16 protein-coding genes, 3 tRNA genes and 2 pseudogenes are annotated in these 20066 nt (G+C 60.5%); 16 read left to right on the top strand and 5 right to left on the bottom strand.

The annotated features are described in order from the left end of the window. Both B7L72_RS15270 and eno read left to right on the top strand, forming a co-directional pair. Window positions 1-208 (top strand): annotated as a pseudogene (locus B7L72_RS15270) (3-deoxy-8-phosphooctulonate synthase); the annotation flags it as partial. Window positions 209-276: 68 nt separating this feature from the next. After that, complete coding sequence (eno, locus tag B7L72_RS15275) at window positions 277-1566, top strand: phosphopyruvate hydratase (protein ID WP_081136470.1); 1290 nt, start codon at window positions 277-279, stop codon at window positions 1564-1566. Between the two features lie 472 nt (window positions 1567-2038). Here the strand turns inward: eno and fdxA are convergent, their stop codons facing one another. Together fdxA and mutS are read right to left on the bottom strand one after the other, a co-directional pair. Then, the gene (gene fdxA / locus B7L72_RS15280; RefSeq protein WP_016914844.1) at window positions 2039-2362 is read right to left on the bottom strand and encodes a ferredoxin FdxA; all 324 of its coding nucleotides are present in this window, start codon (window positions 2360-2362) and stop codon (window positions 2039-2041) included. Window positions 2363-2513: 151 nt separating this feature from the next. After that, window positions 2514-5081, bottom strand: coding sequence for a DNA mismatch repair protein MutS (gene mutS / locus B7L72_RS15285; protein WP_081195351.1), 2568 nt, complete (start codon window positions 5079-5081; stop codon window positions 2514-2516). A gap of 123 nt (window positions 5082-5204) precedes the next feature. Here mutS and B7L72_RS15290 point away from each other — a divergent pair, with 123 nt between their 5' ends. The 9 genes from B7L72_RS15290 (at window position 5205) to B7L72_RS15330 (ending at window position 12483) form a co-directional block, all read left to right on the top strand. Then, window positions 5205-5729, top strand: a complete 525-nt coding sequence (locus B7L72_RS15290) for a CinA family protein (RefSeq protein WP_016914842.1) — start codon at window positions 5205-5207, stop codon at window positions 5727-5729. An 89-nt stretch (window positions 5730-5818) separates the two neighbouring features. Beyond that, window positions 5819-6880: a recombinase RecA gene (gene recA, locus B7L72_RS15295; RefSeq protein WP_016914841.1), complete on the top strand. Its 1062-nt coding sequence runs from the start codon at window positions 5819-5821 to the stop codon at window positions 6878-6880. A 26-nt stretch (window positions 6881-6906) separates the two neighbouring features. Then, window positions 6907-7380 (top strand): regulatory protein RecX, encoded by a 474-nt coding sequence (locus tag B7L72_RS15300; RefSeq protein WP_081195353.1) that lies wholly within the window; start codon window positions 6907-6909, stop codon window positions 7378-7380. Between the two features lie 288 nt (window positions 7381-7668). Then, window positions 7669-10281, top strand: a complete 2613-nt coding sequence (gene alaS / locus B7L72_RS15305; RefSeq protein ID WP_081137322.1) for an alanine--tRNA ligase — start codon at window positions 7669-7671, stop codon at window positions 10279-10281. Between the two features lie 106 nt (window positions 10282-10387). Beyond that, window positions 10388-11638: an aspartate kinase gene (locus B7L72_RS15310; RefSeq protein ID WP_016914838.1), complete on the top strand. Its 1251-nt coding sequence runs from the start codon at window positions 10388-10390 to the stop codon at window positions 11636-11638. Between the two features lie 191 nt (window positions 11639-11829). Then, window positions 11830-12018: a carbon storage regulator CsrA gene (gene csrA, locus B7L72_RS15315; RefSeq protein WP_016914837.1), complete on the top strand. Its 189-nt coding sequence runs from the start codon at window positions 11830-11832 to the stop codon at window positions 12016-12018. 124 nt (window positions 12019-12142) lie between these two features. Then, a tRNA-Ser gene (locus tag B7L72_RS15320) sits at window positions 12143-12235 on the top strand. Between the two features lie 27 nt (window positions 12236-12262). Beyond that, window positions 12263-12339: transfer RNA gene (locus B7L72_RS15325), tRNA-Arg, on the top strand. 67 nt (window positions 12340-12406) lie between these two features. Continuing rightward, a tRNA-Arg gene (locus B7L72_RS15330) sits at window positions 12407-12483 on the top strand. Window positions 12484-12647: 164 nt separating this feature from the next. On the opposite strand, the gene B7L72_RS15335 is transcribed toward B7L72_RS15330, so the two are convergent. Then, window positions 12648-13619, bottom strand: coding sequence for a tRNA dihydrouridine synthase (locus tag B7L72_RS15335; protein ID WP_232710848.1), 972 nt, complete (start codon window positions 13617-13619; stop codon window positions 12648-12650). A gap of 127 nt (window positions 13620-13746) precedes the next feature. Between B7L72_RS15335 and B7L72_RS15340 the strand changes: the two genes are divergently transcribed. From B7L72_RS15340 to B7L72_RS15350, 3 genes are all read left to right on the top strand, one after another. After that, the gene (locus tag B7L72_RS15340) at window positions 13747-14004 is read left to right on the top strand and encodes an OadG family protein (RefSeq protein WP_081137325.1); all 258 of its coding nucleotides are present in this window, start codon (window positions 13747-13749) and stop codon (window positions 14002-14004) included. 92 nt (window positions 14005-14096) lie between these two features. Next, complete coding sequence (oadA, locus tag B7L72_RS15345; protein ID WP_081195355.1) at window positions 14097-15917, top strand: sodium-extruding oxaloacetate decarboxylase subunit alpha; 1821 nt, start codon at window positions 14097-14099, stop codon at window positions 15915-15917. Window positions 15918-15927: 10 nt separating this feature from the next. Then, window positions 15928-17250 carry a sodium ion-translocating decarboxylase subunit beta gene (locus tag B7L72_RS15350; RefSeq protein WP_081137329.1) on the top strand — a complete coding sequence of 441 codons (1323 nt, stop codon included), beginning with the start codon at window positions 15928-15930 and terminating at the stop codon, window positions 17248-17250. A 104-nt stretch (window positions 17251-17354) separates the two neighbouring features. Here the strand turns inward: B7L72_RS15350 and B7L72_RS15355 are convergent, their stop codons facing one another. Then, complete coding sequence (locus tag B7L72_RS15355) at window positions 17355-17972, bottom strand: IMPACT family protein (protein ID WP_081137331.1); 618 nt, start codon at window positions 17970-17972, stop codon at window positions 17355-17357. A gap of 29 nt (window positions 17973-18001) precedes the next feature. Beyond that, window positions 18002-18421 carry a S24 family peptidase gene (locus tag B7L72_RS15360; RefSeq protein WP_249273212.1) on the bottom strand — a complete coding sequence of 140 codons (420 nt, stop codon included), beginning with the start codon at window positions 18419-18421 and terminating at the stop codon, window positions 18002-18004. A 258-nt stretch (window positions 18422-18679) separates the two neighbouring features. Between B7L72_RS15360 and ccmA the strand changes: the two genes are divergently transcribed. Both ccmA and ccmB read left to right on the top strand, forming a co-directional pair. Further along, window positions 18680-19300 (top strand): cytochrome c biogenesis heme-transporting ATPase CcmA, encoded by a 621-nt coding sequence (ccmA, locus tag B7L72_RS15365; protein ID WP_081137335.1) that lies wholly within the window; start codon window positions 18680-18682, stop codon window positions 19298-19300. 136 nt (window positions 19301-19436) lie between these two features. Continuing rightward, a pseudogene (ccmB, locus tag B7L72_RS15370) lies at window positions 19437-20064 on the top strand (heme exporter protein CcmB). Window positions 20065-20066 lie beyond the last annotated feature (2 nt).

The following is a 20066-nucleotide window of genomic DNA, read 5'->3' on the forward strand; positions in this document are numbered from 1 at the left end:
CGGCCGCCGTGCCCAGGTGGCCGAGCTGGCCCGTGCAGGCGTGGCGGTAGGCCTGGCGGGGCTGTTCCTGGAAGCCCACCCGGACCCGGACAACGCCAAATGCGACGGCCCGTGTGCGCTGCCGCTGGACCAGTTGGAACCGTTTCTGACTCAGCTGGCGCAGTTGGATGGCCTGGTGAAGGGGTTTGACCCTTTGACCATCCGTTAATCGCTGCGGAAATTCGTGGTATACATTGGACCTAACCTCCATCAGACCGACAACCAAAGGACACTGTCATGACCAAAATTGTTGAAATCAGTGCGCTGGAAGTGCTCGATTCGCGCGGCAACCCGACCGTTCAGGCCACCGTGCGTCTGGAAAGCGGTGCCGTAGGCAGCGCCTGCGCGCCCAGCGGTGCCTCTACCGGCTCCCGCGAAGCACTCGAGCTGCGTGATGGCGACAAGGCGCGTTACCTCGGCAAAGGCGTGTTGAAAGCCGTGGACGCCGTGAATGGCAAGATCCGTGATGCGTTGTTGGGGATGGATGCACGGGACCAGCGCGGTCTGGATGACGCCATGCTGGCGCTGGACGGCACCGACAACAAGGCCACCCTGGGCGCCAACGCCATTCTGGCCGTGTCGCTGGCCGCTGCCAAAGCCGCTGCCAACGCCAAGGGCGTACCGCTTTATGCGCACATTGCCGAGCTTTACGGTCAGCCTGGCCAGTACAGCATGCCGGTACCGATGATGAACATCCTCAACGGCGGTGAGCACGCCGACAATAACGTGGATATTCAGGAGTTCATGGTGCAGCCGGTCGGTGCTGCCAACTTCCGTGAAGGCCTGCGCATGGGCGCGGAAATTTTCCACGCGCTGAAGAAAGTGTTGTCTGCCAAGGGGCTGTCTACCTCGGTAGGGGATGAGGGTGGCTTCGCGCCCAACCTGACATCCAACGCCGAGGCACTGGCCGTCATCAAGCAGGCGGTGGCCGATGCCGGTTATACCCTGGGCAGCGATGTCACCCTGGCGCTGGACTGTGCTGCCTCCGAATTCTACAAGGAAGGTCAGTACGACCTGGCCGGAGAAGGCAAGCGTTACGACTCCGCAGGGTTTGCCGACTACCTGGCGGGCCTGTGTGCGGACTACCCCATCGTCTCTATCGAAGACGGCATGGACGAATCCGATTGGGCGGGCTGGAAAGCCTTGACCGACAAGCTGGGCGACAAGGTGCAGCTGGTGGGCGATGACCTGTTCGTGACCAACACCAGGATCCTCAAGCGTGGCATCGACGAGCAGATCGGTAACTCGATCCTGATCAAGTTCAACCAGATTGGCTCGCTCTCCGAAACCCTCGATGCGATCAAGATGGCCCAGGACGCTGGCTTCACGGCGGTCATCTCTCACCGCAGTGGTGAGACCGAAGACACCACCATTGCCGACCTGGCCGTGGGCACTTGTGCAGGACAGATCAAGACCGGCTCGCTATGTCGTTCTGACCGTGTGGCCAAATACAACCGTCTGCTGGTCATCGAAGCAGAGCTGGGGGAAGTGACTTACCCTGGTTTGAAGGCCATCAAGGGCCAATAAGCGAAAAACCAGAGGCGGCGTGTAAGAGATCTCTCAAAAATTTGTAAGAGATCTCTTACAAATGCCGACGACATTCGCTCGGTACCTTGTAAGAAAAAGCGAATTTTTCACTAATCCAACTTTAAGTGATTGTCTTGGTTGGGTTTTATGAAAAAAAGGCGAGCCCCTTGGGCTCGCCTTTTGCGTATTGGGTCCGCTTGAGAAGTTGCGCTGTTCTGCCACAATGCATCCAGGACAAGGGGAGGCAAGGATGCTTCAGGCAGGATGCAAACGGGATGTAGGCAGGTGCGCCGGGTGACACAGTGATGTGAGCCCTGGCAAGGAAGCCACCTGAGGAGGTTGACCCAAGGAGTGGTCAGAGGAAGTGCTTGGAGCGGGCGGCCTACGGGCCGCCTTTTTTTGCCTGCGCATCAGTCAGGTCCAAAAAAACCAGCGCGAACGCTGGTTCTCAGGCAATGCCGTGTCGCTGCGATCAGCGCTCCAGCTTTTCGAGCTTGCCAGGCTTGCCGTCCCACTCTTCTGCATCGGGCAGCGGGTCTTTCTTCTCGGCAATGTTGGGCCACACGTCGGCCAGCTCGGCGTTGATCTCGATGAACTGCTCTTGCCCATCCGGTAGCTCGTCTTCCGAGAAAATGGCCTCGGCGGGGCACTCCGGCTCGCAGAGGGCGCAATCGATGCACTCATCCGGGTGGATGACCAGGAAGTTGGGGCCTTCATAGAAACAGTCGACCGGGCAAACTTCCACGCAGTCGGTGTACTTGCATTGGATGCAGTTCTCGGTAACGACAAACGTCATCTCACTATCCCTCTTGCGGGACCGGAGCGTGCTCCGGTCGTGTTTAATCGCGAATGGTTATAGATTAGCCGTTTTTTATAAGCTAAATGTGGCGCCATTTTAGTAGTGCTGCCCCATGGCGGCAAGCGCCAGGCATCAATCTCACCCGTGTTTACAGCATCGAGCGCCACTGGTAGAGCAGATCCAGCGCCTCGCGGGGTGATAAGTCGTCGATGTCGGTGCCGGTCAGTGCGTCCACCACCGGATGTGGCGCGCTGGCAAACAGGTCGTTCTGCTGAGGGGCCTGGGAGCCTGACAAGGGCCGCTGCTGGGTGTCCACGTCACGCTGTTCCAGCGTCATCAGCTTCTCCCGTGCGCGACGAATCACCGGCCCCGGTACGCCTGCCAGTTGCGCTACCTGTAGCCCGTAGCTCTGGCTGGCGGGGCCGGCTTCGATGCGGTGCATGAAGACGATGCCATCTCCGTGCTCGGTAGCCGTCAGGTGAATGTTGGCCACCCCCTCGGCCTGCTCGGGCAGCGCGGTCATTTCGAAGTAGTGCGTCGCGAACAGCGTCAGTGCGCGGGCCTGGGCCAAATGTTCGGCGCTGGCCCAGGCCAGCGACAAGCCGTCGAAGGTGCTGGTGCCGCGCCCGATCTCGTCCATCAGCACCAGGCTGTGCTCGGTGGCATTGTGCAGGATATTGGCGGTTTCGGTCATTTCCACCATGAAGGTGGAGCGCCCGCCTGCCAAATCATCGGAGGAACCGATACGGGTGAAAATACGATCGACGGGGCCAACCTCGGCGGCATCGGCAGGCACGAAACTGCCGCTGTGCGCCAGGAGGGCAATGAGGGCCGTCTGGCGCATGTAGGTCGATTTACCCCCCATGTTGGGGCCGGTAATGATCAGCATGTGCTGTTCCGGCGTCAGCATGACATCGTTGGGCACGAACGGTTTGTCGCTGACCTGCTCCACGACCGGGTGGCGGCCCGCGGTAATGGTAATGCCCGTGGTGGCGACCAGCCGTGGGCGCACCCAGTTGAGCGCCTCGGCACGTTCGGCAAAGGCGCACAGCACGTCCAGCTCGGCCAAGGCCCGCGAGGTGGCTTGCAGGGCATGCAGCTGCTCATTCAGGGTGGCCAACAGCTGGTCGTAGAGCCATTTCTCTCGAGTCAGTGCGCGTGACTTGGCGGACAGTGCCTTGTCTTCGAACTCTTTCAGCTCGGGAATGATGAAGCGTTCGGCGTTTTTCAGCGTCTGGCGACGAATGTAGTCTGCGGGCGCCTGCTGGGCCTGGGAGCGGGGCAGCTCGATGAAGTAGCCATGGACGCGGTTATAACCCACTTTGAGGTTGGCCAGGCCGGTGCGCTCGCGTTCGCGCAGTTCGAGCTGGACCAGGTAATCGCCCGCGTTCTCGGCCATGCCCCGGTGTTCATCCAGCTCGGCATCGAAGCCATCGGCAATCACGCCGCCGTCACGAATCACCACCGGTGGGTTGTCGACCAGGGCTCGGCTCAGCGTATCGGCCAGCGTCGGGTAGGGGCGGATGTGCGGTGTCAGGCCGTCCAGAGCGCTACCGGTATCGATATCGGCCAGCAGCGCTTCCAGGGTAGGCAGCGTGGCGAGGGCGTCACGCAGTCTTGCCAGGTCACGTGGACGAGCGCTGTACAGGGCAACCCGGGCGAGAATCCGCTCCACGTCGCCTACATCGCTCAGCGTCTCGCGCAGGCTCATGTAAGCGGCATCGATGGAGAGCAGGGCAACGCCCGCCTGGCGTCCTTCGACGATCTCCCGTTGGCGCAGGGGGCGGTTCAACCAGCGTTTGAGCAACCGTGAGCCCATGGCGGTGGCGCAGGTATCCAGTACGCTGGCCAGGGTGTTGTCGCCGTTGCCGCCGAGGTTGATGTCGATTTCCAGATTGCGGCGACTGGCCGCGTCGATCACCACCGCGTCGTCGCGATTCTCCACGCTGATGGACGTGACATGGGGCAGCCGCGAGCGCTGGGTGTCCCGGGCATAGTCGATCAAGACGCCTGCAGCCACCAAAGCGGTAGAGAGATGCGCGCAACCAAACCCGCGCAAGTCGCTGACTTCGAACTGGTCGCACAGGCTGCGCGTGGCGCTTTCCAGGTCGAATAGCCATTCACCCTGGCGGCGCAGGCTGCGCTTTTGGGACCAGGCGTCGGGTAGCGAAAGGCTTTCAGGCACCAGCAGTTCGGCAGGTGACAGGCGGGTTAGCTCGGCCAGCATTTCGGCCTCGCTCTCTACCTCCAGCACGTTGAAGCGCCCGCTGGAAAGCTCCAGCCAGGCAAGCCCCCAGCCTTCCTTGCCCGGGGCCACGGCCACCAGCACGTTGTCGCGGCGGGCATCCAGCAGCGCCTCGTCGTGCAGCGTACCAGGGGTCACGATACGCACCACCTGGCGCTCGACAGGGCCTTTGCTGGTGGCGGGGTCGCCAATTTGCTCGCAAATGGCCACCGATTCGCCACCCGCTACCAGCCTGGCAAGGTAGCCCTCGGCGCTGTGATAAGGCACGCCTGCCATGGGGATCGGCTTGCCGCCCGATTGACCGCGCTGGGTCAAGGTGATATCCAGCAGCGCTGCCGCCCGTTTGGCGTCGTCAAAAAACAGTTCGTAGAAGTCCCCCATGCGGTAGAACAGCAATACCTCGGGGTGCTCGCGTTTGATTTTCAAATACTGCGCCATCATCGGCGTATGGGCGGGGCTGGCCTGTGACATGAGCGTCCTGATTGAGCGTGGCGCAGACCTGAACGGCATGCGGCATGTTCGTTGGGCAATTTCGTTGAGAAAGCTAAACGCAGTATTCTACGCTACCCTAAGGTCTTACATGAAGGAGTCACCATGGCCCCCAGTGTTTCCAGTCTCAAGAACCTCGATTTATCACTGTTGGCTCAACGACTTGGACGGCTGTGCCAGCAGTTGCATGTCGAAGTGACCACCGCCGAGTCATGCACGGGAGGTGGCATTGCCAGCGCCATTACCTCCGTGGCTGGCAGCTCGGCGTACTTCACCGCAGGCTATGTGACCTACTCCAATGCCGCCAAGACCCGCCTGCTGGGGGTCGAACCTGCCCTGCTGGAAGCCCACGGCGCGGTCAGTGAAGCGGTCGTGGGTGCCATGGTAGCGGGCGCCTGTCGTGACAGCGGTGCCGACCTGGCCGTGGCCGTCAGTGGTGTGGCCGGGCCGGAAGGCGGTAGCGAGGAGAAGCCGGTGGGCACCGTATGGCTGGCCTGGGGCGATGCCGAGAGCCAGCAGGCCGAATGCTTTCATTTTCCGGGTGACCGGCAGGCGGTGCGCGAGCAGGCGGTACGTGAAGCCCTGGCAGGGTTGGTCGCTCGGCTTTCCGCGCAGGCCACCAGGAAATAATCGTTAAAGTTGCCGCCGAGGATTTGTTTCATCGCCGATCTTTGGCATACTACTGGCTAATTATACAGCTTGTTATGAGGAATCTCTGCATGGCTCAGGAAGACAACCGCACCAAAGCGCTGAATGCGGCACTCAGTCAGATCGATCGTCAGTTCGGCAAAGGCACCGTCATGCGTCTGGGCGATGCGCCCCGTGTCGTCATGCCGTCTGTCTCCACCGGTTCGCTGGGACTGGACATTGCGCTCGGCATTGGCGGGCTGCCGTTTGGTCGTGTGGTCGAAATCTTTGGCCCAGAGTCCTCCGGTAAAACCACGCTGACCCTGTCGGTCATTGCCCAGGCGCAAAAGCAGGGCAAAGTGTGTGCCTTCGTCGACGCCGAGCACGCGCTGGACCCCAGCTACGCCGAAAAACTCGGCGTCAATCTGGACGACCTGCTGGTTTCGCAACCCGATACGGGTGAGCAGGCGCTGGAAATCACCGACATGCTGGTCCGTTCGGGCGGCGTGGACGTGATCATCATCGACTCCGTGGCGGCCCTGACGCCCCGTGCCGAGATCGAAGGCGAAATGGGCGATTCCCACGTAGGCCTGCAGGCCCGCTTGATGTCCCAGGCGCTGCGTAAAATCACCGGTAACATCAAGAACGCCAACTGTCTGGTGATTTTCATCAACCAGATCCGCATGAAGATCGGCGTGATGTTCGGCAGCCCCGAAACGACCACCGGGGGTAATGCCCTGAAGTTCTACTCCAGCGTGCGTCTGGATATCCGCCGCACGGGCTCCGTGAAGTCCGGCGACGAAGTCACGGGCAACGAAACCCGCGTCAAGGTCGTGAAGAACAAGGTGGCACCGCCGTTCCGTCAGGCCGAGTTCCAGATCCTCTACGGCAAGGGCATTTATCACGCAGGCGAGGTCGTCGACCTGGGCGTGCAGTGCAGCCTGGTGGACAAGGCGGGCGCCTGGTACAGCTACAAGGGCAGCAAGATTGGCCAGGGCAAGGCCAATGCGGCCCAGTACCTGGAAGAGCATCCTGCGATCATGGAAGAGATCGAGTCGCAAATCCGTGAGCAACTGCTGGCCAAGGTAGAGCCGAAGAAAGAAGAAGCCCCTGCAGCAGATGTGGCCGCCGAAGGCGATGACGATCTGCTTTGAACCAGGCCGTCGAGCAGGAGGCGTGAGTGTTCTCTACTAACGCCGACGCTTCGCCCAGAGAGTGGGCCATTCAGTGGCTGGCTCGGCGTGAGTACTCCCGCGCCGAGCTGGCCCGCAAGCTCGAGCAAAAGGCCTTCGATGCCGACGAGATCAGCGCCTGCCTCGATGGGTTGGCCGAGCAGGCGCTGCAGTCGGATGAGCGCTTTGCCGAAAGCTTCATCCGTTCACGCATCGCCCGCGGGCAGGGAGTGATTCGCATCAAGGGCGAGCTGCGTCAGCGCGGTGTCGACGCGCAAACCTGTGCCGCTGCGCTGGCAGCGGTGGAAGAGCGCGAAGCCGTGGACTGGTTCGAGCTGGCCCGCCAAACGCTGGAGCGACGCTTCAGCTCGCCGGGCAAGACGCCCAAGGAGCGCGCCAAGCGAGAACGTTTTCTGGCTGGGCGTGGCTTCGATTTTGAGCAAATCCGCTATGCACTGTCCTGTTTGTCGCCCTCTTCTTAACCCGTTCAGGGAGGGCATCTGCCTGCTCAGGATTGTTTATAAGCCCGCTCAGGGCTGTCTATAACCCCGCTCAGGGCTGTTTATAAGCCCGCTCAAGGCTGTTCACCACGCGGTTCCCGTCCTCTATTTATCGTGCCACCCGCCCTCTATTTATTGTGTCATTAGGGGCTCTGCCACTATCTGCGGCTTTAGTCGTTTGACAACTGCGTTATAATGGGCGTTTTGCGACCCCAGCGGGTAGCGGCGACAGCGCCCTGGGGCATCACGCTTTCTTGTCACGGATACCCTATGAAAAGCGCAGAACTCAGACAGGCCTTTCTCGATTATTTCGAACAGCAAGGGCATACCGTCGTACCCACCGGCTCACTTGTGCCGGGCAACGACGCGACGCTGCTCTTCACCAATGCGGGCATGGTGCCCTTCAAGGACGTTTTTCTAGGCCGAGATCCGCGCCCCTACGTTCGTGCGGCGTCTTCACAGCGCTGCGTGCGTGCTGGCGGCAAGCACAACGACCTGGATAACGTCGGCTATACCGCGCGCCACCACACCTTCTTCGAGATGCTCGGCAATTTCAGCTTTGGCGACTATTTCAAGCGTGATGCCATCCGCTTTGCCTGGACGTTCCTGACCGAGCGTCTGGGGCTGCCTGCCGAAAAGCTGTGGGTCACGGTGTTCACCGAAGATGACGAGGCCTACGCCATCTGGGCCGATGAGATTGGCGTGCCGCATGATCGCATTGCGCGCATTGGTGCCAAGGACAACTTCTGGCAGATGGGTGACACCGGCCCCTGTGGCCCATGTTCCGAGATCTTCTTCGATCACGGCCCGGAAGTCTGGGGTGGCCCGCCCGGAACGCCTGAGGAAGACGGTGACCGTTTCATCGAAATCTGGAACCTGGTCTTCATGCAGTACGACCGTTCAGCGGATGGCACGCTGCACCCGCTGCCCAAACCGTCGATCGATACCGGCATGGGGCTGGAGCGCGTGGCGGCGGTGATGCAGGGCGTTCACTCCAACTACGAGATCGACCTGTTCCAGAACCTGCTGCAAGCCGCTGCCAAGGCCACCGGGCATCCGGACACGACGACGCCCTCGCTGCGTGTGATTGCCGACCATATCCGCTCCTGCGCCTTCCTGATTGCCGACGGTGTCTTGCCTTCCAACGAAGGGCGCGGCTACGTACTGCGTCGTATCATCCGTCGCGCCATTCGCCATGGCCACAAGTTGGGTGCGGCCGAGCCGTTCTTCCACAAGCTGGTGAGCGCGCTGGATGCCGAAATGGGCGATGCCTACCCCGAGCTGCGTGAGGCCAGCGAGCAGATTGCCCGCGTGCTGCTGAAAGAGGAGGAGCAGTTCGCCCGTACGCTGGATCACGGCATGGGGCTGCTGAATGCTGCGCTGGAAGAGCTGCAAGGCGACGTGCTGCCCGGTGAGACTGTGTTCAAGCTGTACGATACCTACGGTTTCCCCTTCGATTTGACCGCCGACGTGTGCCGCGAGCGGGAAGTCACCCTGGATGAAGAGGGCTTCCAGCGTGAGCTGGAGGCGCAGCGTGAACGTGCCCGCGCCGCCAGCCAGTTCGGTGCCGACTACACCGCCTCCATCGACCTGGAAGGCGAGACGCAGTTTACCGGCTACGATCAGCTGGTCGATAAGGCCACCGTGATGGCACTCGTGGATAGCGAAGGCAATGCACTGGCGGCCCTGGAAGCGGGCCAGAAGGGCACCGTGGTGCTGGATCGCACGCCGTTCTATGGCGAGTCCGGCGGCCAGGTAGGCGACACAGGCTACCTGCACGTCGACGGTGGCCGCTTCCAGGTCACCGATACCCAGAAGCAGCGCGGCCATCACCTGCATCAGGGTGTGATGGTGGAAGGCTCGCTGAGCGTGGGTGCCAGCGTGCGCGGCGAGGTGGATGCCAGCCTGCGTACTGCCACGCTGCGCAACCACTCGGCGACCCACCTGCTGCACGAAGCACTGCGCATGGTGCTGGGGGATCACGTTCAGCAGAAGGGCTCGCTGGTCAACGCCGAGCGCCTGCGCTTCGACTTCAGCCACTTCGAACCGATGACCGCTGAACAGATTGCCGAAGTGGAGCGCATCGTCAACGCCCAGATTCTGGCCAATGCGCCAACGAAAATCGAACAGATGAGCCTGGCTGAGGCCAAGGCCAAAGGCGCGGCGGCGCTGTTCGAAGCGAAATACGCCGATAGCGTGCGCGTACTGACCATTGGTGCCGATGACTTCTCCATCGAACTGTGTGGCGGTACTCACGTGAGCCGCAGTGGTGACATCGGCTGCTGCCACGTGATCAGTGAAGTGGGCATCGCTTCCGGCGTGCGCCGTATCGAAGCGATTACCGGGGAAAACGCGCTGGCCTACTTCCGCGAGCAGGAGGCCCGCGTACAGCGCTTGGGCGAGCGTCTGAAAACCAAGCCCGAGCAGGTGGAAGCACGCGTGGAATCGCTGGTCGAGCGCAACCGCAGCCTGGAGAAAGAACTGGAGCAGCTGAAGGCCAAGCTGGCCAGCGCGGCAGGTAGCGACATGCTCAGCCAGGTGCAGGAAGTGGCGGGTGTGAAGCTGCTGGTCACCCAGCTCGAAGGCGTCTCTGGCAAGGACCTGCGCGGCGTGTTGGATCAGCTCAAGAACAAGCTTGGCTCGGGCGTCATCATGCTGGGCGTAGCCGATGCCGATGCTGGCAAGGTCAGTCTTATTGCAGGTGTCACGGCTGATCTGACCGGCCGTGTGAAGGCTGGCGAGCTGGTCAACCATGTGGCGTCGCAGGTTGGCGGCAAAGGAGGCGGTCGCGCCGACATGGCTCAGGCGGGTGGTAGCCAGCCCGATGCGCTGCCCGGAGCGTTGAATAGCGTTCCGGCCTGGTTGGAAAACACGCTTAGCTAAATGAGAAGGCCGGTGGCATTATTTGCTACCGGCCTTTTTGTACGTCAGGAAAATTGGCAATAACAACATTCACCCTCCATTCCCGAACGTAAAGGAAAAACGGCATATGGCACTATACGTACAGAAGTTCGGCGGCACTTCGGTGGGCTCTGTCGACCGTATCAAAGCCGTGGCGGAAAAGGTCAAGGGCTTTCGTGATCAGGGGCACCAGGTCGTCGTCGTCGTCTCTGCGATGAGTGGCGAAACCAACCGCCTGACCGATATGGCGCATGCCCTGAACGAAGACCCCGCCCCGCGTGAAATGGATATGCTGCTCTCGACAGGCGAGCAGGTCACCATCTCTCTGCTGGCTATGGCGCTGCAGCACATTGGCGTCTCGGCAACCTCGCACACCGGCGCACAGGTAGGCATTCATACCGATAGCGCGTATACCAAAGCGCGTATCCAGCGTATCGAAACCGACGATCTGAAAGCCGATCTGGACGCTGGCAAGGTCGTGGTGGTCGCCGGTTTCCAGGGGGTGGACGAAAACGGCAACATCACCACGCTGGGGCGTGGCGGCTCGGACACCACTGGCGTGGCGCTGGCAGCGGCCCTGGGGGCTGATGAGTGCCAGATCTATACCGATGTGGACGGTGTTTACACCACCGACCCGCGTGTCTGCTCCAAGGCTCAGCGCCTGGAGAGCATCACGGTAGAGGAAATGCTGGAACTGGCCAGCCTGGGCTCCAAAGTGCTGCAGATTCGCGCGGTGGAATTCGCTGGCAAGTACAACGTACCGCTGCGGGTTCTGTCGAGCTTTGAAGATGGCCCTGGCACCCTGATTGTTGCAGACTCTGACCAAGACGAGGACTCTATGGAAGAACCGCTAATCTCCGGTATCGCGTTTACCAAGAACGAAGCCAAGCTGACGCTGCTGAATACCCCCGATGTGCCCGGCGTTGCCTCGCGTATTTTAGGTCCGATTGCCGACGCCAACATTGAAGTGGACATGATTGTCCAAAATGTAGCACCGGCAGGTGATTACACCGATTTCACCTTCACGGTGGCAAAAGGTGACTACAAGGCCACCAAGAAGCTGCTGGAAGAGACCGTCATTCCCGATCTGGGCGGCGGTGAACTGCGCGGCGACGACAACATTGCCAAAGTGTCGCTGGTAGGTGTCGGTATGCGTTCACATGCCGGCGTAGCATCGAAGATGTTTCGCGTGCTGGCCGAAGAGAACGTGAATATTCGTATGGTATCGACGTCTGAAATCAAGATTTCCGTGGTGATCGACGAAAAACACATGGAACTTGCGGTCAATGCCTTGCATAAGGCATTTGGCTTGGATAAGGCCGATAGCGAATCTGAATAACACTTGTCCCTCAAACCTTCTACGCTGAGGGTACTCGCTGCCGTGTGGTGGTGGGCTTCCATTCAACGGGAGGTTAAGGTGTCATAGGGTTAAAGCCATTGGTAGCAGGGGTCACCATGCCGCATAATGGCGTGGTGGCGCTACCGGCGGACACATCCCGTTGTATCAAACGTCTGAGAAGGAGATCAGCCATGCTCATCCTAACCCGCCGCGTTGGCGAAACGCTGATGATCGGTGATGAAGTCACCGTCACAGTGTTAGGTGTGAAAGGTAATCAAGTGCGCATTGGTGTCAACGCACCAAAAGATGTCGCGGTACACCGTGAAGAGATCTATCAGCGCATTCAGCGTGAACGCAATAGCGAAAGCGAAGTGGAATAAATGGCCGCCAGTGTTGTGCTCAAAAAGGGCGCTGTAGCGGTAACTATCAGGGCGGCGTGAAAAAAATCGGCACAGGGGTGGACACCAGTCCCCATAATCGGTAACATTCGCGCCGTGCTGTTGAGGAGAGGTGGCCGAGTGGCTGAAGGCGCTCCCCTGCTAAGGGAGTATAGGGTTTATAGCCCTATCGAGGGTTCGAATCCCTCTCTCTCCGCCAGCCGCACCATGTAACATCGTTAGCTATGCGCCCGTAGCTCAGCTGGATAGAGTACCTGACTACGAATCAGGTGGTCGGAGGTTCGAATCCTCCCGGGCGCGCCAAGTTGCAAACGTAAGGTTTTGATGTTACAGTGGATTCATTGCTTTTCGAGAAAAGCATGACTGTCAAGCGCCCGTAGCTCAGCTGGATAGAGTACCTGACTACGAATCAGGTGGTCGGAGGTTCGAATCCTCCCGGGCGCGCCAGATTTCAAAACCCGCTCTCTTATTAGAGAGCGGGTTTTCTGCTTCTAGCCTGACCAACGTAGCTCGCACGTTGCTCTTGCGATCGTGTAAAGCGCCCCCGCATCTTGCGGAAGGGCGCTTTTTTTGGTTCGTAAGCGTTGGGGTCTGAGTCAGAGGGCGAAGCGTTACGGCACCAGGCTGTCGAGCAGTATGTCCAGGTCCGTGACCCGCTTCAGGCGCTGAAAGTGCTGCTCGGCTTCGCCATTGCCCTGGCGCATTTGTGCCAGCCACTGTTTTACCAGAGAAACCACGACGCGATCCGGTAGCTGTTGGCGTTGATGCTCGGCGTACTCTTGTAGCACGCTGGCACGCATTGCCCAGGTGGTATCCGGCAGCCGCTCGCCGGTTTCCTGCCAGTGGCGAATGCGGGGTGCCAGCCAGGGGTCAGCCAGGGCGCTGCGGCCCAGCATGACGTCATGGCAGCCCGACAGCGTGCGCGCCTTCCAGTAGTCTTCCAGCGTCCAGATATCGCCGTTGGCCACCACGGGGATGTCCACGTGGTGACGAACTCTGCCGATCCACTCCCAGTGCGCGGGCGGGCGGTAGCCCTCGTCTCGGGTTCGTCCATGCACCACCAGCCGTGCGGCGCCGCCTGCCTGGGTCGCCTGGGCGCAGGTTACCGCCATGCGTCGATTGGCGAAGCCCAGACGTATCTTGGCGGTGACCGGAATCTCACCGGCCAAGGCATCAGCAACCGCCCTGACAGCCTGGTAGACCCGCTCGGGCTGGCGCAGCAGGGAGGCGCCGCCATCGTGACGGTTGACCAGCTTGGCCGGGCAGCCAAAGTTGAGGTCGACGCTGATGGCGCCCAGTGCTAGCGCCTGACGGGCATTCTCGGCCAGCGCGCTGGGGTCGGAGCCGAGTAGCTGCAGGTGCACCGGGATGCCGCTGGGAGTAGCCACAGGGCGCTGTTGGAGCTCAGGGCAGTGCTTGTAAAACACTCTGGGGGGAAGGCGGGTATCCACCACACGCACGAACTCTGTCACCGTCCAGTCGAAACCGGGCTGGCGGGTGAGCAGGTCGCGGGTGAGTGCGTCGATGACCCCTTCCATTGGCGCAAGGCCAATCTTGCCTTTATGTAGTAAATTAACAACCATGACTTCCACTATGGCGCGATTGCATTCTATGCTGGATGTGGCAGGTTAGTGTATTACCCTTACTCCGCCAAGCGCCGCTGGAGGCGTTTGGTGTGCCAACCACCTTACACAACAAGGAGAGCACGCTATGCAAGGGTCGGAGTTACTCCAGGAGGGGCTCGCCCTGATGGGGCTTGGTATGGGGTTTGTTTTTGTTTTTCTTACGGTTTTGGTGATCAGTGTCACGCTGATGTCGAAGCTGGTTGGGCGTTTTCAGCCCGCACCGGTGGCACCGGCTGCCAAGCGGAAAGGCCGTCAGACCGCTGCTCAGGCAGGCCTTGACGATGAGGTGGTGGCCGTGATCAGTGCTGCAGTGCACCGTTATCGGGCTGCGCATCGCCGTTAACGGCGGAATGGATAACGAATACACTCCCTCTTCAAGAATGAATTTTGCTAAATTTACTACAAGTCAATAAAGCTAAACGGTGAGTCACGACCATGAACGATGTAAAACGTCCGCTAGGAATCACTGATGTTGTGTTGCGCGATGCCCACCAGTCGCTATTCGCGACCCGGCTGCGGCTCGACGACATGCTGCCTATCGCCGAAAAGCTCGATAAGGTCGGGTACTGGTCGCTGGAGACCTGGGGCGGCGCCACCTTCGATGCCTGTATTCGTTATCTGGGTGAAGACCCTTGGGAGCGCATTCGTGCCCTGAAAGAGGCAATGCCCAACACGCCGCAGGCAATGTTGCTGCGCGGGCAGAACCTGCTGGGCTACCGTCACTATGCCGACGATGTAGTCGACAAGTTCGTCGAGCGTGCCAAAACCAACGGCGTGGATGTATTCCGCGTGTTCGACGCCATGAATGACCCGCGCAATCTGGAGCGTGCCATCAAGGCGGTGCGCGCTGTGGGTGGTCATGCCCAGGGGACCATTTCCTATACCGTCAGTCCGGTACATACCCTGGATAGCTGGGTAGATCTTGCGAAAACCATTGCCAACATGGGCGCGGACTCTCTGGCTATCAAGGATATGGCGGGGCTGCTGACGCCCTACACGGCGTTCGAGCTGGTGACGCGTCTGAAGAAAGAGCTTTCCATTCCTGTTCACCTGCACTGCCACGCGACGACAGGACTCTCGACATCCACCATTTTGAAGGCTGTGGAAGCCGGGATCGATAACGTGGACACGGCTATCTCCTCGATGTCGATGACCTATGGGCACAGCCCTACTGAATCCGTGGTGGCAATGCTCAAGGATACGGACCGTGACACGGGGCTGGACCTGGAGTTGCTGGAGGACATCGCCGGTTATTTCCGTGAGGTACGCAAAAAGTATGCGGCGTTCGAGGGCTCGCTGCGGGGGATCGACTCACGCATTCTGGTGGCGCAAGTGCCGGGCGGCATGCTGACCAACATGGAGAGCCAGCTGAAAGAGCAGGGCGCTGGCGACAAGCTCGATGACGTGCTGAGTGAAATTCCGCGTGTGCGTGAAGACCTGGGATTCATCCCGCTGGTAACGCCGACCTCGCAGATCGTGGGCACCCAGGCTGTGATGAACGTCATGATGGGCGAGCGCTACAAGTCGATTTCCAAGGAGGTCCAGGCGCTGTTGAAAGGTGAATACGGCTCAGCGCCTGCCCCCTTCAATGTGGAGCTGCAAAAGCGCGTGCTGGAAGGTGGCGAGCCGATCACTTGCCGCCCTGCGGACAACCTGTCACCGGAAATGGAGCGCCTGGCCGCGGAACTGAAAGAGAAAGCCAGTGCCGACAAGCTGCGCCTGGCAGAAGGCGAGCGGCAGGTGGATGACGTGCTGACCTACGCGCTCTTCCCGCAGATTGGCCTGAAGTTCCTCAAGAACCGTGACAACAAGGAAGCCTTCGAGCCCGCGCCACAAGCAGCAACAAACGCGGCCGTGCCTGCCAAGGCAGAACCGGCGGTACCTGCCACCGTGGTCAACAGCGGCCCGGAAACCTATACCGTCAAGCTCAACGGCAAGGCCTATGTGGTCGAGGTGGCCCAGGGCGGCGATATTGGCGAGATCAAGGAGCAGGCTGCCGCCAGTGGAGGCGCTAGTGCTGGAGCGGCAGAAAGCGCTGGAGGAAGCGGTGAAAGTATCGATGCGCCGCTGGCAGGCAACATCTTCAAGGTCAACGTACGCCCTGGCGATCAGGTGGCCGAGGGCGATGTGGTGATCATTCTCGAAGCCATGAAGATGGAGACCGAGGTGCGTGCCAGCAGCGCCGGAACGGTGTCCAAAGTCAATGTCAGCGAGGGCGATAGCGTCGCCGTTGGCGATGCGCTGATCGAGCTTTAAGGGCACCGGTATGGAAAAACTAATCACCTTATGGGAAGGCTCCGGGCTTTATAACCTGCAGCCTGGTCAGGCGGTCATGGTACTGGTAGGGCTGGGGCTTCTTTACCTGGCGATCTACAAGAAGTTTGAGCCTTTGCTGCTGGTGCCCATCGGCTTTGGCGGCATTCTGGCCAATATCCCGGAAGCGGGATTGGCCATTTCAGCGCTCGATCAAGCCATCGAAGTGGCCAGGCCCGCCGTGCTACAGCAGATGGCGGCTGCACTGGGCGTCACGCTGGACCCGTTGTCAGGTGTTGAGGGGTGGCGCGAAGTGCTGAAAGCCGTCGCTCACGACACGGCAGCCTACGACCAGCTACGCGCCGCCAAGGACATTGCCTTGGGGGCAGGCTACAGCGATGGTGTGCTGTATAGCTTCTATAGCGTTGCCATTGCCTCGGGCATTGCGCCGCTGCTCATTTTCATGGGCGTGGGGGCCATGACCGATTTTGGCCCCCTGCTGGCCAATCCGCGTACGCTGTTTTTGGGCGCGGCGGCTCAGTTCGGGATTTTTGCTACGCTGTTTGGGGCGGTGCTGCTTACCTCTCTGGGCGTCATGGACTTTTCGCTCAATCAGGCGGCCGCCATCGGCATCATCGGCGGGGCGGACGGGCCGACGTCGATCTATGTGTCCAGCATGTTGGCGCCAGAACTGCTGGGTGCCATTGCCGTGGCGGCCTATGCCTACATGGCACTGGTGCCGCTCATCCAGCCACCCATCATGCGGCTGTTGACCACCGAAAAAGAGCGCAAGATTGCCATGACGCAACTGCGTCCGGTCTCCAAGCTGGAGAAGGTGATCTTCCCGCTGATGCTGCTGATTGCCGTGGCGCTGTTCCTGCCTGACGCTGCGCCACTGCTGGGCATGTTCTGCTTTGGTAACCTGATGCGTGAATGTGGCGTGGTGGAGCGACTGTCGGATACTGCGCAGAATGCGCTGATCAATATCGTGACCATCATTCTCGGCCTGTCCGTGGGTTCCAAGCTCATGGCCGAGAGCTTCTTGAGCTTCGAAACGCTGGGCATTCTAGGGCTGGGCATGGTTGCCTTCGCTATCGGCACGGCAGCAGGCGTGTTGATGGCAAAGCTCATGAACATGGTCAGCAGGATGCCCATCAACCCGTTGATTGGCGCGGCTGGCGTCTCGGCGGTGCCGATGGCCGCACGGGTCGCCAACAAGGTAGGCCTGGAGGCAAATCCGCATAACTTCCTGCTGATGCACGCCATGGGGCCGAACGTGGCCGGGGTGATTGGCTCGGCGGTGGCCGCCGGGGTCATGATCAAGTACCTGGGATAGAGCTGGTACTTATAGATAGAACGGGTACTTGGCGATAGAACTGGGCTGAACCCGAGTCTGAGCTGTGTCACGGCTTGCCGAGCCTTCATCGGCAGGCCGTGAACTTACAGTGCTTCGAATGCCACGGCCGTTTTCAGGCGATTCTCCAGACCGCTGATATCCAGCGCCACGTCGCTGGGCCAGCCGATGGTCAGGCACACGCCATGCCCATCGTACTCAGCCTGTTCCACAGGCAGTTCCTGCTCTTCACACCAGGCTCGGGCCTGCGCTTCATGGGCGAAGCCTACACGTAACCGGTAGCTGTCGCGCTCGATCACCTCCCGGGTAGGCAGTGTTTCCAGCGCCGCGTTGACGGCCTGGGCGTAGGCTCTGGCCAACCCACCGGTGCCCAGCTTGGTACCGCCAAAGTAGCGAATGACCACGCAACCCACTTCCCCTAGCTGGCTACCTTGCAGCGCCTGAAACATGGGCCGTCCCGCCGTGCCGCCGGGCTCGCCGTCATCCGAAAAGCCAATGCGGGTCTGCTCCCCCGGTGGGCCAGCGATAAAGGCGGTGCAGTGGTGGCTGGCATTGGGGTGGGCGATTTTGGCGGCCTGGAGCAGGGCATCGAAGGCGCTGGTGCTGGGGGCGTGGCATAGCCAGGTCAGAAACTGGCTTTTCTCTACCTCGGTCTCGGTGGAGTGCCACGCCTCGGGGGCAATGTCGGGAACGTGGTAACGCAAGCAGGACTCCTGGCCAACATGAGCGCGAATCAGTGGTGCCGAGTCTGCCGGGTGTGGTGCGCCACGCCCATGACCATGCCCAGCACCTGGATGTCGCCATTATGCAGGAATAGCGCGGGCACTGCTGTATCTTCGGGGCACAAGTGCACCCCCAGGCGGGTAATCGATAAATGGCTCAAGGGAAGCTGGCGATCGTTGATGGTCAGGGTGGCCGTTTCCTGCTGGGTGTCGTGCTGATGGCGATGAATGATGAGCAGATCACCGTCGAAGAGCTGGCTGGCCTGCAAGCGGTCGCCGCGAATGCGTAGGGCATAGGTGTTGTGCCGGGTCACTTGACCGTCCTGGTTTACCTGGCGGTGGGGAGAGGCAAGGCGCTGACGCACGTTAGACGGTGGCAGCGGTTGAGAAGGTACGTGAGACGTTATCTGGGGGGCGAGGCAGATCGTCATTGTGTTCTCCCATGCAGCGCCTGTGCCAAGGCGGTCGAGTGAGCGAATGGATAGGCGTGGCTGAAGAGGTGTCTATCCATACAGTGGTTACAGTATAATCCTGTTTTTGCATACAGTGCTAGTACTGTTTGAAGCGTGGGTTTTGTGGCGAGGGCTTGAGCTGTGTCATGCTGCGACCCCAGGCCGCAGAGCGTGACTGGCGAGAAAGCGCCTTTCCGTGTAGAGTTCGACCCAAAATTAATGCGTCTGGAGAGTCTCTTGAGCCTGTGCCTGCAAGCCCGACAACTGGCCTGTGAACGCGATGATCGTTGGCTATTTGAAGGACTTGACCTCGACATCAAGGGCGGCGAGATCGTCCGTATCGAAGGCCCCAACGGCAGTGGTAAAACCACGTTGTTGAAGATCCTCTCCGGCCAACTGACCGACTACCGTGGCGAGCTATTCTGGAACGGTGCCCCCATGCACCAGACCCGTGAACATTTTCTCGCAAACCTACTCTATCTAGGGCACGCCCCCGGCGTTAAAGCGGGCCTCACGCCATTGGAAAATTTGGCGTGGTATCAAGCGCTCAATGGCGAAAAGGGCAGCGATCAACAGCGTGAGCAAGCGCTGTTCGAGGTTGGTCTGGCGGGCTTTGAAGATGTCCCGGCAGGACAGCTTTCCGCTGGTCAGCAGCGGCGTATTGCCTTGGCAAGGTTGACGCTGACCCCGCGCGCGCTATGGGTCCTGGATGAGCCTTTCACGGCGATTGACCGCCACGGTGTCATGGCGTTGGAAGCGCAGCTGGTCGCACATGCTCAGTCTGGCGGCTGTGTTCTGGTGACGACCCACCATGCACTGACCGAATCATCGGTGCTGAGACGTATTCAGCTGGGGTAAAAAGGAGTCAGCGTTGCAACGTTCACACGCTCTATCTTCACACGCCCTGTCGAGTGCCCCTGAGGTGGTCCTGCATACCCCGCAGGGGGGGCTTGGAGTGGCCATTCATGCCACGCTCAAGCGCGACCTGACGCTGATGTTGCGGCGCAAGGGTGAGGTGCTGAACCCGCTGGTGTTCTTTGCACTGGTCATCACGCTGTTTCCCATTGGCATCTCGCCTGACCCTGTCTTGCTGGCCAGCATTGCGCCGGGACTGCTGTGGGTAGCGGCGTTGCTGGCGGCCCTGCTGTCGCTGGATAGCCTGTTTCGCAGCGATTACGAAGACGGCAGCCTGGAGCAGCTGCTGTTGGCCCCTCAGCCGCTGGCGGCGCTGGGGCTTGCCAAGGTGGCCGTGCATTGGCTGTTGACCGGGCTGCCGCTAGCGCTGATGGCGCCGGTGTTGGGCATCATGCTGTCGCTACCAGCAGGCAGCTACGGGGTGCTGGCGCTGTCGTTGGCGCTGGGCACCGCGAGCCTGAGCCTGATAGGGGCCATTGGCGCGGCGCTGACCGTGGGGCTGGCCAAGGGCGGGGTACTGCTGTCCCTGCTGGTACTGCCGCTGTATATCCCGGTTCTGATTTTTTGGGGCGGGCGCGGTGCAGGCCGCCATTCTGGGTGATGGGATGGCCGCTCACCTGGCCATACTGGGGGCGCTGCTGGCGGTGTCGCTCATGCTGGCACCCTGGGCGATTGCCGCGTCGCTACGCATCAGTATTAACGGTTAAAG

It is taken from the genome of Halomonas sp. BC1, assembly GCF_002078135.1.
In the GTDB taxonomy this organism is placed as follows: Bacteria; Pseudomonadota; Gammaproteobacteria; order Pseudomonadales; family Halomonadaceae; genus Vreelandella; species Vreelandella stevensii.